The sequence below is a fragment of the Chitinophagaceae bacterium genome (assembly GCA_016713085.1).
Classification (GTDB): domain Bacteria; phylum Bacteroidota; class Bacteroidia; order Chitinophagales; family Chitinophagaceae; genus Lacibacter.
In genome coordinates this window covers 286376-299974 of record JADJPV010000002.1, presented here as the reverse complement: position 1 = coordinate 299974, position 13599 = coordinate 286376, and the positions used below count along the sequence as shown (strand labels likewise).

At 39.1% G+C, this 13599-nt stretch carries 13 protein-coding genes and 1 pseudogene; all 14 read right to left on the bottom strand.

Features of this window, described 5'->3' with window-relative positions:
• Positions 1-9: 9 nt before the first annotated feature.
• The 14 genes and pseudogenes from IPK31_13850 to IPK31_13785 all read right to left on the bottom strand — a co-directional run bounded on the left by IPK31_13850 (position 10) and on the right by IPK31_13785 (position 13539).
• Positions 10-772, bottom strand: a pseudogene (locus IPK31_13850) (FAD-dependent oxidoreductase).
• Between the two features lie 139 nt (positions 773-911).
• Positions 912-2000, bottom strand: coding sequence for a cysteine synthase family protein (locus tag IPK31_13845; protein ID MBK8088932.1), 1089 nt, complete (start codon positions 1998-2000; stop codon positions 912-914).
• Between the two features lie 14 nt (positions 2001-2014).
• Complete coding sequence (locus IPK31_13840; GenBank protein MBK8088931.1) at positions 2015-2314, bottom strand: hypothetical protein; 300 nt, start codon at positions 2312-2314, stop codon at positions 2015-2017.
• Positions 2268-4022: a thioredoxin family protein gene (locus IPK31_13835; GenBank protein ID MBK8088930.1), complete on the bottom strand. Its 1755-nt coding sequence runs from the start codon at positions 4020-4022 to the stop codon at positions 2268-2270. The genes IPK31_13840 and IPK31_13835 overlap by 47 nt, the downstream gene beginning before the upstream one ends.
• A gap of 163 nt (positions 4023-4185) precedes the next feature.
• Positions 4186-4485 carry a hypothetical protein gene (locus IPK31_13830; protein ID MBK8088929.1) on the bottom strand — a complete coding sequence of 100 codons (300 nt, stop codon included), beginning with the start codon at positions 4483-4485 and terminating at the stop codon, positions 4186-4188.
• A 4-nt stretch (positions 4486-4489) separates the two neighbouring features.
• A complete protein-coding gene (locus IPK31_13825; protein MBK8088928.1) occupies positions 4490-6427 on the bottom strand; it encodes a zinc-dependent metalloprotease in 1938 nt (645 codons plus the stop codon).
• Complete coding sequence (locus IPK31_13820; protein MBK8088927.1) at positions 6424-6816, bottom strand: DUF5117 domain-containing protein; 393 nt, start codon at positions 6814-6816, stop codon at positions 6424-6426. The genes IPK31_13825 and IPK31_13820 overlap by 4 nt, the downstream gene beginning before the upstream one ends.
• A gap of 554 nt (positions 6817-7370) precedes the next feature.
• Positions 7371-7727, bottom strand: a complete 357-nt coding sequence (locus IPK31_13815) for a hypothetical protein (GenBank protein MBK8088926.1) — start codon at positions 7725-7727, stop codon at positions 7371-7373.
• 271 nt (positions 7728-7998) lie between these two features.
• Positions 7999-8820, bottom strand: a complete 822-nt coding sequence (locus IPK31_13810) for a hypothetical protein (protein MBK8088925.1) — start codon at positions 8818-8820, stop codon at positions 7999-8001.
• Positions 8760-9104: a TlpA family protein disulfide reductase gene (locus tag IPK31_13805; GenBank protein ID MBK8088924.1), complete on the bottom strand. Its 345-nt coding sequence runs from the start codon at positions 9102-9104 to the stop codon at positions 8760-8762. The genes IPK31_13810 and IPK31_13805 overlap by 61 nt, the downstream gene beginning before the upstream one ends.
• A 37-nt stretch (positions 9105-9141) precedes the next feature.
• The gene (locus IPK31_13800; protein ID MBK8088923.1) at positions 9142-9753 is read right to left on the bottom strand and encodes a RagB/SusD family nutrient uptake outer membrane protein; all 612 of its coding nucleotides are present in this window, start codon (positions 9751-9753) and stop codon (positions 9142-9144) included.
• Positions 9707-10573 (bottom strand): RagB/SusD family nutrient uptake outer membrane protein, encoded by an 867-nt coding sequence (locus IPK31_13795; GenBank protein MBK8088922.1) that lies wholly within the window; start codon positions 10571-10573, stop codon positions 9707-9709. The genes IPK31_13800 and IPK31_13795 overlap by 47 nt, the downstream gene beginning before the upstream one ends.
• An 18-nt stretch (positions 10574-10591) precedes the next feature.
• On the bottom strand, positions 10592-12109 hold the full coding sequence (locus IPK31_13790; GenBank protein MBK8088921.1) for a TonB-dependent receptor: 1518 nt from the start codon (positions 12107-12109) through the stop codon (positions 10592-10594).
• Positions 11992-13539, bottom strand: a complete 1548-nt coding sequence (locus IPK31_13785; protein MBK8088920.1) for a TonB-dependent receptor plug domain-containing protein — start codon at positions 13537-13539, stop codon at positions 11992-11994. The genes IPK31_13790 and IPK31_13785 overlap by 118 nt, the downstream gene beginning before the upstream one ends.
• Positions 13540-13599 lie beyond the last annotated feature (60 nt).

Below are 13599 nucleotides of genomic sequence, written 5' to 3'. Positions count from 1 at the left end.
CAAAAAAGGCTATTTACCTCCTGTAACTTCCTGTATCAAGTCGAGATTCCTATTGACTTTAGATGAATTAACAGCTAAATACCTTTCTGCATCCAATGCGGCCATACAACCACTTCCTGCAGCAGTTACTGCCTGTCGATAAATTTTATCCTGCACATCTCCACCCGCAAATACAGCTTCCACATTTGTTTTAGATGTACCGGAATAGTTTTAATGTAGCCAGCCTCATCCATATCAATAAAATCTTTGAAGATGGCTGAATTGGGTTCGTGACCAATGGCCACAAAAAAACCTTGAACAGGAATTACTGACTCCTCATTTGTTTTATTGTTCAATACTTTCATACCATCTACTTTGTTATCGCCAAGTATTTCGATGGTTTCAGTGTTCCAGTAAACTTTAATATTTGGCGTATTCATTACACGATCCTGCATTACTTTACTTGCACGCATGGCATCTTTACGAATGAGCATATGCACGGTAGAACAAAGTTTGCTGAGGTATAATGCTTCTTCAGCTGCAGTATCACCTGCACCAACAATGGCAACTTCTTTCCCACGGAAAAAGAAACCATCACACACAGCACATGCACTTACACCGTAACCGTTGAGACGTTGCTCGCTTTCCAATCCAAGCCATTTTGCACTTGCGCCTGTGCAAATGATTACACTATCTGCTTCATGGCTCTTGATGCATAAATAGCGGCGGTGTAACCTGCCGGGCCCGATCCAATAATCAAACAATGTACTTTTTCAATTTGATTTTTACTCATAATCAATTCATGTTGTGTAACAATGTGCCTGATGCACTAAGAAACAAAGTAAGATGCCTATTTGTTGAAAAGGAGGAAGAAGGTAGACACCTTCCTCCGGGTATAATCAACATGAGAAAACTTATCAATTAAACCAAAATCATAAACGATCAATTGCTTTATAATCCATCAGCTCCACACCGGGAGATAGATAACTATTTTTTACAGGTTCTTCTTTCATCAGATCGGTGCTCAGGTATTTTTTGTTACTGTCACTGAATACCGTCACCACTACTTTATCAGCCCCCATTTCATTTTGTAGTTGAATGGCACCTAAGAAATTTGCACCGGAAGAAATGCCGACTGCTAATCCTAATTGCTTTGCCAGCTTTTGTGCCATAATGATAGAATCACCATCAGATGCTTTTACTACTTTATCGAGTTTATCGAGTTTTACAATAGCCGGGATAAATTCATCCGAAATGCCTTGTATGCGATGCGAACCAACTTTGTAACCGGTAGAGAGTAAGTTGGTGATTCTGCAGGTTCCAGTGGATGTATTTTTATGTTTGGATTGCGTTTGCGTAAATATTGTCCCATACCCATCACTGTACCACCAGGTGCCTACACCTGAAATAAATGCATCGGGCGTAATATCTACAGATTGCAACTGCATCCATATCTCTTTAGCAGTTGTTTTTTCATGCGCATCAGCATTGTAAAGATTATCAAATTGCTGTGGTAAAAAAACACTTGCATCTTCTGCCGCCATTTTTTCGCTTAATGCAATACTTCCCAAAAAGCCGCCTTCTTCTTTGCTGATGAGCAATACATCAGCACCTAAACTTTTAATAATGTCAATGCGTTCCTTGCTCAACCAGTTGGGCATAATGATCTTTACTTGATGTCCTAACGCTTTGCCGATTGCACTAAAAGCAATACCGGTGTTACCACTGGTTGCTTCAACAATTATATCGCTTGGTTTGATTTTATTCTGATGATAAGCTTGTTGTAAAATGTATAAGGCCATGCGATCTTTAATGCTGCCGGTGAGATTATAGTTCTCACACTTCACATAGATCTTTCTGCATTCGTCTTTGTATTTGTAAGCGATCTCCAGCATAGGTGTGTTGCCCACCAATCCCCAGAGATGCCTGAACTTTCTTTCCAGTTGATCAGGTAATGATGAAACTGTATTGAAGCAGCCACAGTCAACAGCCACTGTATTCATTGTTAATTCTTTTTCCATCTTTATCTTTTTTCTTAGAGCGTTGCTTTGTGTTTTTCTTTTACAGTATCCAGCAGTTCTTTAAACTTTTGAATATCCGGATCATAACCGTATCCCTCAGTCACCAATCGCTTTTCATTGGCATCGAGGAAGAAATAGTAGGGTTGTGAATTGGCGCCATACGTGGTGACCTGAAGATCAGCATTCTTATCGCCCAATGTTTCAACTTGTTTATTCAATGCTTTGGAAAAGTATTGTTCGTTCTCCTGCAAGTCAATATTCTGCACATCAACATAGAGGGATACAATTACAAAATCTTCCTTTAATCTTTTCATTACTTCTGCATCGCTCCACCTGCCCTTCCATTTTACGACAATTCACACAATTGATACCAGTAAAGTCAAGCATCAAGGGTTTCTTTAGTTTGCGTGCAACTGCTAAGGCTTCGTCATAATCAAAATACGTAACCATACCATACTTTGTTACCACTTCCGGCTCATACATTTTCATTTGCTCATAATACCTTGAAGGGTGCGGTTGTTCGCTTGTTGTTGTATTAGTTGAAGATGTTGAATGAGAGCCAGCACCTATTACAAAATCCTGTGTACCCATTGGCGGAACAAAGGCGCTGATGCTTTTTAATGGCGCACCAAACAAACCGGGGATCATATACACTGCAAATGCAAATGCAGTAATGGCAAACATCAACCTTGTAACAGTGAGATATGGAAGGCCAAAATCGTTCTTTGGCAATTCATCATCATGATGAAACTTCAGTTTACCTAAAAGATAAACACCTAGCAAAACGAAAATGACGACCCATAGTGTTATAAATACTTCTCTATCCAATATTCGCCATCCTTTTACAAGATCGGCGTTTGATAAAAATTTTAATGCAAGTGCAAGCTCTAAAAAACCTAAAGTTACTTTTACAGCATTGAGCCAACCGCCTGCTTTACCTAACACATTTAATTTACTTGGAAAGAATGCAAACAATGCAAAGGGCAATGCCAATGCAGTAGAAAAACCAAGCATACCAACGAGTGGACCAAAATAACTCCCCTTTGATGCAAGCACTAACAGATTTCCAATGATGGGACCAGTGCAGGAAAAAGAAACCAGCACCAATGTTAATGCCATAAAGAAAATACCGAGAAAACTCCCTGCGCTTGCTTTTGCATCACTTTTGTTTGTCCAGCTTGATGGTAGTGTAATTTCAAATGCACCAAGAAAGGAAAACCCAAAGATCAGGAACAATGCAAAAAATATAAGATTAGCGATCCAGTTGGTTGCAAGATTATTCAATGCTGCCGGGCCAAAGATGAGCGTGACTAAAAAACCCAGTAATGTAAAGATCACAACAATGGATGCTGCGTAGTACAATGCATTGCGGATACCTTCAGCTTTTGTTTTGCTGCGTTTGGTAAAAAAGCTAACGGTAACGGGTATCATGGAATACACACAAGGTGTAAGCAGTGCTAATAAACCACCGCCAAAGGCTGCCAAGAAAATCCAGAGCAGTGATCTGTTGGCTACAGAACTGCTGCCATCTGTGCTGTTGTTTGCAACTGTTTGTTCAGGTTTGATGAAAAACTTAAAGGCTTGTTCACCGGGAATATATTCATCGCCTTTTGCAAACAGGTAGCTGACAGTTCCTTTTACTAAAAAACTGTCGGCTTCATTTGCATTGATCTTCTGTTCCCACACAAGTGAATCCGAAAAATACTCTACCTGTACCTGTGTTCTTGCATCAAGCTCTGTTTTCCTTATTCCTTTTTCAGCAATCAGGCCGGATAAATATTTGTTGGCAGACGAATCGAAGCTTACTGTTGAGAACAAGACATCATCTTCTTTCTTCTGCAGAGCAAACAATTTAACACCTGGTTTAATGTTGATCCTCATCGATAACAAAACTTCTCTATCGCCTAATCTTTGTTTACTATAGCTGAAACTTACCGATGTTGTGTCTTCTGCATGTACATATTGTCCTGTTGCAAGAAACCACAGCAACAAGAACAGCTGTACAATTGTTTTACTCCACATAGATTCTTATTGAATGGACAGTGAAAATTTGTTAGAAGTTGGCGGCAAACATTCACGGTCGTTACACACCATAAACTCAACGGTGCCTATTACCGATGTTTTAATTGCAGCTTTTACTTTAATCACTTGAACAAAGTTTACTGAGTTGGAAAACTGCTTTACATCAACACCCCTCAAACAGCTCCTCATGAAGCTTTTCCAGTTTGCCCACTTCTTTTGCTTTACCAACTAAAGTTACCAGAGGGTTCTTTGCAAATCTGATGGTTGTTGGTACCGGCCCACCTTCAGGTGTTGTTTGCGAATAGATATGCCAGCCTTTATCAATTGTAGCTGTGATATGCACTTCGTATGTAGTGGCATTAGTTTTCTTCAGTTTATAATTCCACTTTACGGGGTTTTGTACCTGAGCACTCGCCATAATGCCTGTCATTAGTAACACAAGTAATACTGTTAGGGTTTTCATATGTCTATTTTTTATTATCAAGTGAATTTGTTAATCGGTCTGCAAGATCTTGCAGGTGTAACTTAGTAGATGCATCTTTGGCAGATAAAATACCCACACGAATTTCTGCAAGCAAGTTTCGCATATGCCCTTTCACAATTGATAATCCATCATTCATTTTGCTTACAGCAAGACTTATGTTTTGTGCACCAGGGACTGTTACAGCGGGTGCTTCAGTAGTTAATACAATAAGCCTTTCAACATAAAATTTTTGAAGATTGCGGCGGTAAATATCAATTGCATTTGCAGTTTTCAATTCGCTCCAGATACCTCTTTTCAAATCATCGAGCAGTTCCTTGGCAGTGTAAGCCTGCGCTGGATAAACTGCCTCAAATTGTAATAACTTGCTGATGGTTGCATTGCTGATCAATCGAATGATTATTGCATTCTGAATATTGGCAATTGTATTCATATCACCTGCTCCGGTTAAAGAAAAATATCTTCTTATCAAGTAACCAAAGTGGTGTTGTAAACAACTGCTCCTGTAAGAATGCAATCGCTTCTTTCTGTTTGCTTTCGATACAAACTCGATCACTGCACCATTCTCTTCAACAGTTTTTGGTGTGGTCATTATACCACCTACATTTTTTGCGACATGCCCCATGTAGCGATTGAACTGCCCCGTTACTTCGATGTACATTTTACGTAAGCTGGCATAGCCTTCGCCAGGTTCTTTTGTCCATGTAACAAGATTGGGAACAATGCGTTTCAGGTTTTTAATACCATACACCCCTGCTTTCATCGCATTATCACCAAGATCTTCATTTTGTCCACGTGGATCGTTTGGATCGGTTTCTGTTCCAAACCATAAATGCGTATCGGCCGTTGTTTTAGTGATTATCCAGTTATTCAATGTTTCTTTTTCAGCATCTGCATCAGGCATCCATTTGTATCCCCATTCAATTGCCCATTTATCATACTCACCAATACGTGGAAAAAGATTTGCACGTTCAATATTATCTTCCGGTTGTGCTACATAGTTAAAACGTGCATAATCCATGATTGATGGCGTATGCCCATGTTCTTTTAACCACGCATTATCACGCAACTTTTCTACTGGCACAGTTGATGATGACCCAAAGTTGTGACGCAAACCAAGTGTATGACCTACTTCATGCGATGATACAAAACGGATCAACTGACCCATCAATTCATCGTCAAGCTGCATGCTTCTTGCTTTGGGATCAACAGCTGACGTTTGTACCATATACCAGCTATGCAGAATTTCCATAATGTTATGATACCAACTGATATGAGTTTCCATGATCTCTCCACTTCTTGGATCATGCACGTGAGGCCCCATGGCATTCGCAATATCAGAAGGTTTGTATACGATTACATTATGCCGTGCATCTTCCATGCTCCATTCCGGATCATTCTTCGGTGCCTCTTTTGCAATGATGGCATTTTTAAATCCTGCTTTTTCAAACGCTACCTGCCAATCGTTTACACCTTGTATTAAATACGGCACCCATTTCTTTGGTGTTGCAGGATCGATGTAATAAATAATCGGATTTTTCGGCTCAACCAATTCACCACGTTTATACTTTTCAATGTCTTCCGCTTTTGGTTCCATTCTCCAGCGTGTGATCATGGCCGTTGATTTAACACCTTGTGGATTCGCATCAAAATCAACAAAGCCTGTTGCGAAATAACCAACCCTGCTATCGAAATGGCGTGACTTCATTGGAGTTTTTGGTAACAACACCAGTGAACTGTTAAGTTCATATGTTGCAGGTGCACCTGGTGCCGGGCCAAAACTTTGCTGCCCCTGTTGTTGAGCTGGAGTACGCATGTACGTACGCACTGTTCTTATCTCAATATTTAAAGGGAATGACCGAATGCCACTGATAAATGATTTATCAGGCTGTATGCCACCTAATGAAAGCTGGCGCTTGGTCATTGCTTCAAGTAAAGTATATCATCGTCAGTATTCAGGTAATCGGTAAAGTCAATCACACAACCAGCAGAATCCATTGCCAATGCTTTAATATCAAACACTGCAACGATGGGTTGAAGATTCGAGTTCATCACTGAACGATACAATCCATTTTCACTGCTGTCTTTTGATACTTCCTGGTGCGATACGCTATACAAAAACAATTTACTGTTAGGTCCTTTTTCAAAACGTATCACATTTTCACCAATCATATCACCCGCATATCCCATAAACCCTGTTCTGCTGCCAGCGGCTGATTTAGCAATACGGTTCACCACTAATATTTCTCTGCCAAGTAATGAATCAGGAATCTCCAGCAAGAAACGTTCGCATACTTTATGTACACTGAACATGCCTTTATCTGTTTTGCAGAAGCAGGTACCACTTCCTGATAAGAGCGTATACCACCTGCTGAAGGCGGACGCATGGTTCTGCTTGTTGCGTTATTGCTTGTGTCAGTTGTGGATGCAGGTCTTGCCTGCCCTTTTGCTGAACTGCTTACTAAAAGAAGAGCACATCCAGACGCCACAATCAACAGGCTACTTTTTTACTTTTCGTTTCATTTTTTTAGTATATCTTTTTTCTACAAGAATAAATTCGTTATTTAAACACATAACCGTTTTATAAGAAGATCAAATCACATATCACAATTTCCATTCTGCACAACTACTTTTTATTTGATAACATTTAGTTTTAAATTTACATATCCTCTTTACATTCCCATTTTTTTACAGCTTTACAAAAAAATAGCTGTCAGCAAAAGTGTTGTTTACTTTGCAGCACTTCGCAATACCAACTTTAAGTGTCAGGCAATTCATTAAACCAAACAGATTAAAAAAAGCAGAACAAATAATTTTCAATTTTTCTTAGAAGCCGACTGGTAACAAAAATTGGCCTGCCATTTATTTTAGTGTCGGGAAAACGCTATTACATCTTTTCTACTCAGCAGAATATCTTTAATTTTCGTATAATCTGTTTCGGCAGTTATTTTAAGCACCAAACGCATCGTTATTCCGGATGGGTTGGGTTTGCTGGCAAAAAGAGGGAAATCCTGTAAAACCGGCTCGACGTTTAGTACATCTAACCGAACAATTTCAAGACAGGTGCATGAATTCAACAGACCTTCAATTACACCAGGTTCATTTTTAACAACTACTAACAAGAAACGATCATTATTATCCCTGACATGAACTTGACTGCTTTTACAAGCAGACAGTAACATCGTTGCTGTAAAAAGCACCGCAATGATTAAATTAGCTCGCATTCAACTGATTTAAATAAATGAAAAACTTGTATGTTGGATTTTGATAAGAAATAAATAGAATCAAACTATTCCCAATGAACAAAGTATTTGATTTTACTTATTGTCTATCTCTCTTGATTAATACATGACCTGCATTATATATATAGTTGCAACAGTCGAGATGCAGGTCATGTAATAATCAAAAGATGAGTACCACGCTTTCTTGGTGATCTACAAGTGCATTGAAAAAGAAAGTATTGATCCGTAACTATCTTCTCTGCTAAATTTTACTTCAATGCCTTTTTATACTTTTTGAGGTTTCCTCATAACCTGCGATGGTATCTTCGAATACATATCCTTCAAATTTTGGGTCCTTTACTTCAAGTTTTGCTAGCTCAACCGCCTTTTTTTCTGCTTCTATGGCCAAACTGATATCGCCCGCTTTAAAGTAACAAAGTGCCATATTGTCGTACATAGCTGAATACTTATTTGTTTCCAAAGCTGTTTTAAAAGTTTCTGCTGCAAACAAATACGTTTCTTTTGAAAGATTATCTTTTTCAACAATGGTATGAGCAGCAGCTGTAGCAAACCCAGGATTTTCTTTTATTACTTCTTTTCCATATTTCATCGCCTCAGCTTCGGTAAAATGCTCAAGCAGCAAAGAAAATTTTCGCAATTTAGAAATAAGACCGATCGTTCCCGTCTTTTGAGAACCTTCGTCAAGCAACTGCAAAGCTTTGTTATAGTCTTTTGCATTTTCAGCCAGCTTCACGGCATCAAAAAATTCATTCATCTCGCTATTTGCTTTTGAAGAAGCACTTTTTCTATCTTCATATCTCTTCTTGAATGCTGCAAAATCATATGTTCCGTTCAGAATTGGATCCATTAACGTATCCAGTTCAATGGGATGACCAATCCATACAATCTTACCTTGCTTTACGATAAATGTTGTTGGGATGCCCAATATTCCTGCTGGTTTCAACCAAAGATTGACCATATCCTGTGCATTATTATCAACAGCAACATTATAACGAATTCTTTTGGCGCTGCTTTTTACAAATTTCTCAACGGCAGGAAGTGAAGTTTCATAAGGTTTATCGCCTGTTTTTCCCATACATTCACACCGATAAATGTGGCCTTATCTTTATATTTTTCGGAGAGTTCTGAAAGATGCGGCATAGCTGCAATGCAGGGGCCACACCACGTAGCCCAAAACTCTAACACATAGAGATGGTCATCTTTGTAAGCATCAACCGGAGTACCCTTAAGCCATTTCGAATATTTTATTTCGGGGGCAGGATCACCTGCGCTTAACAAAATTTTGTTCTGTCCAAATACAGAGGTGCCACTACAGAAAAATAAAAAAGTCAACACTGATAAGTTTAAAATATGTTTCATTCCTATGTTTTTAGAAAAATAAATGATATGCAATTATTTAGAATTTAGAATAGCCTGGATTCTGATCCCCAATTGCAGGGTTTTGTTGAAATTCCGTAACAGGAATCGGAAAAATATACTGTACCTGATTTACTATCTTTGGCTTTTGTAGTTTAACTGTTTCAAATGGCAAACGTAATAATGTCAACCATTCAATACCATCTTCACCTGAAAAATTTCGCACTGTTTCGTAGTAATGCTGAAGCAAAAGGTCTTCCGAAGTGTTGGCATTATCCACCGCAGAAAAATCAGTGACACCAGCCTTACCCATAACCGTTTTTATCATGGTTTTTGCAGTAGCAAGACTTCCACCCGAGCGAACCGTAGCCTCAGCAATCATCAGATAAACCTCCGTCAACCGTAATGCATATGAGGTTTCTGACAATTGAGATGTGTTAGTTCCAAAAGGAATGTATTTCGTAAAATAATACGTATTGGGGCTGTATGCCTGGTAAGGTGTTGCAGGTCCCACCATCCAACTGCCTCTCGGATCATTTTGCAACAAATCCTTCAACTTTTTTGTAGAAACAAAAAGTGATGAGGCAATTGGGTAATAAGCACGGCTAAGGATATAATAAAAATTTTCCTGATTTGGCTGCGGCAACACCAAGAATCACTTCTTTACTAGCCAACCCTTTTACATAAAAGATATCTTTTAGATTATTTTCCAAAACATATGGACCAGAGGTAAGAATAGTATTTCCGAGATTGATTACCTCTCCAAAATCTGCTGTTTGCCCACGCATGAGAAGCACTCGCATCTTCAAAGCCATTGCTGCCCATTTGGTTGCATAATGATTAGGGTTAGCTGCGGGGCCATTGGCGATGCTGTAGTCTAAATCATCCAATAAAAATTGATAGCTTTCTGCTACGCTGCTACGGGGCTTGGAAATATTACTTAATGTGGAAAGTTTATCTCTCAGCAACACTCCATGCGGACTGTTTAGTTTATACCATTCGGCGAAATGGCTCAACAACTTAAAATGCGCATATGCTCTGATAAAACGCCCTTCTGCTATGATTTCTTTTTTCCGGTTGCCAGTGAAACCGTTGTCAGCAACTGCATCTGTTCCATTTATAACTCCGTTTGCTGCGTTAAGGATCAGGTAATTTTGATTCCATACGATTCCGGCATAGCTACTGTTCACATTATCATTGCGCTCGTCGCTTAAGGCCCCTAGCCCATATCCTATAGAACCAGCCAACATTCCAGGCCAAACCTGATGGGTTGTCCAGTCTGTTACATTGTTGGCGTCGACATTTGCGAAACGATGATAAGCACCATTCAAAGCTATTTGTGCTGTTTGTTGGTCGGTAATTGCTGTTACTTCTACTTTAGCATTTTTGGGTGGCTCACTCAATTGCTTATTGCAGGAAAATTGCAATAATAATAATGCCGGTAAGAAAGTGTATAATAAAATATGTTTCATTTGTAATAATTTAAACATTTAAAATCCAAGTCTAACACCGAATGTATATTGACGCATACTTGGATACGTTGCCGCATCGCTGTATCCATTAATCAAGCTGTAAGGATCATTACTAATCTCAGGATCAGGGCCAGGATATTTCGTGATCGTTAACAAATTACTACCTGCGACATATACCATTGCAGTACGTAAATGCAATTTGTTGATTAACCTCTCAGGTAAGTTATAGTTCAAGGAAACAGATCTTAGTTTAATAAACGAAGCATCATGAACTGCATAGTTGGCGGATCCTGCTGTGCCAAACATGTTCGACTCGGTAAGCAGCAATGCCGGGCGGTTGGCATTTGTATTGGTAGCACTGTAATGATCCTGTAAAATTCTTGTATTTGTATTCGAACGGGACATTAATCCAAATGATCTGATGTCGGGCAGATACAACAAGTCTCCACCGTATGAAAATGTCAACAAAGCAATTACACTAAATTGTTTGTAACTGAAACTATTGGTAATCCCTCCATAAAATTTAGGTTCAGCTTTACCAATAACATCTCTTGCGAAAAATCCTTTAAAAGCTCCTGTATCTACCAAATCATACATGGGATAACCCAAGCCTAGATTTGATAAAATACCGTACTGGGCATAAATACTTGCAGCTCTATAATCATCCAATTCCTTTTGTGTTTTTATTACACCGGTAAACTTATACCCATAGATTAAACCAATGGGCTGACCCTCACGTAACACTGTATTACCAATGCTTAGTACTGAGTTATAGAATGGATCGGAGTATCCCAACTGGCTAGGATTTTGAATATCCTTGTTGATGCGGGTTACTTTTGATCTGTTCCCGGAAATATTAAATGCTATGTTCCACTTAGTATCCTTATTGCGTATTGCATCCAGTCGCAAATCAATCGCAAATCCTTTATTCGAAATATCTGCGATGTTAACCAGAGCGGATGCAAAGCCTGAACTGGTAGCTACGGGATAAGCCATCAGAAGGCCTGAGCTTTTTTTACTATAATAGCCAAGGGCACCTCTGAATCTGGAATTAAACATTGCAAAGTCGATCCCTGCATCTTTCTGTAAGGTAGTTTCCCATTTGATTCTATCGTTACCTAGTTGAGTTGGCATAAGTGCATTGGTACCACCATATGCGCCAGGAGTATAAAGTGTGTAAAATAAATTATCGCCCAAATTTTGTGTACCGGTATAACCTGCGCTTACACGCAGTTTCAATTCATTAAGCCAACTCACATTTTGTAGGAATTTTTCATCGCTCGCTCTCCATGCTAAACCAAAAGATGGGAAATAACCTATACGATTGCTTTTGGGAAATTTCGACGACTCATCTGATCTACCGGTAAATGTGAGTAAGTATTTTTCTTTGAAAGCGTAATTAGCACGAAGATAAAAACTCAATAAAGAGCTTTGAAATTCACTCGCCTTTGGTGGCAAAGCCAAAGCTGCGGAAGAGAGACCGTTGAGGAAATAATCATCCGGAAATCCTTGGCCAGAAGCAGAGAAGCTTTGCATATTTGTTTTTGCCAAGAGGTGCCCACCAAGAGATTTAACCTGTTGTTTTGATCAAATTGCTTATCCCATGTGAGTGTATTCTCGTAAAATGCACCCACTTGTTGTGACTGACCCTGTGTACCAATGCCTCCCTGTGAACTTACTCCTACCTGTCCCGAAGCTGAATACACATCTACTGTTGCGGGAACATAGTTCAACTGATGATAGTTTGTGTAATTGAGAGATGCTGTACTTCTGAATTTCAACGACTTTAAAATATCATATTCCAATGCCAATGAACCCAGCAATAATAAATTCTTAGAGCGGTTTATTCCTTTCAGCAAGGAAAGAGGATTTTGGATACCAGAAGATGTTCCGATACCAAAAGTTACTTGATCAAAATTTGCCGGTGATCCATTAGCATTATATGGATTAAGTGTTGGTGGTGCATAAAGGGCTGATGAGTAGATTCCGTTCGTTATATTGTTTTTAGTAAACCCGTAATCCAGATTTGTAATTAACCTTAATCTGTTGGTTATTTCATTGTCAAGATTTATTTTGCCAGCTAGACGGGAAAAATCAGTTCCCAACAATGTTCCTGTCTGCTTCGTATAGGAAAGCGAAGTATAATAACGTGAACCAGTACCACCGCCACGAATGCTTAGATCAGCATTGTTTGTTACACCAGTTCGTGTAACTATGTCCATCCAATTAGTATTTGCAGAGCCTAAAAAGCTTGGATTATTAATAATGTTAGTGGCAATTGCATTTGCAGGACGGTTTTGTGACGCCAGAAAGGTATTCAAGTTTTTTGCACCTTCAAGCATAACTGCCCTGTATTGGTCGGCACTCAACAATTTTTCTGTTATTGCATTACTTATTCCTGTGTAATAATTAGCTTCTAAAATCGGCTTTTCATTTTTCTTTCCTTTTTTAGTAGTTATTATCACTACTCCATTGGCAGCCCTGGATCCATAAATTGCAGTAGCGGAAGCATCCTTCAGGATATCTATACTTTCAATATCATTAATATTGAGTCCTGCCAGCGTGTTTAAACCTCTTGCAAAGGAAGATCCTACAGCAGTATTTGCATAACCTCCATCATTACCAAGTTGTTCAACTGGATTAATTACATCTGCAGCACTTTGAATGTATTGGTTTTGAATTGTTACCTGCACACCATCGATGATATAAAGAGGATCATTACCTCCAATCAATGAAGAACCGCCACGTATGCGAATTCTTGCCACACCACCGGGTGAGCCATCGGCCTGTATTACTTGAACACCTGGTGCTTTACCTGACAAAGCCTGATCAACACTAGTAAATGGAATGTTTTTAATTTCACCAACGTCAATTGAAGCAACAGATCCCGTAAGATCTTTTCTTCTTACTGCACCATAACCAACTTCAACAGTTGCAAGTACACCTACTTTTGTTTTTACTTTCACTACACCAATATCTGTTTGGCCTGAAAGTTTTACCTCAAATGTTTCGATGTTTGTGGCACT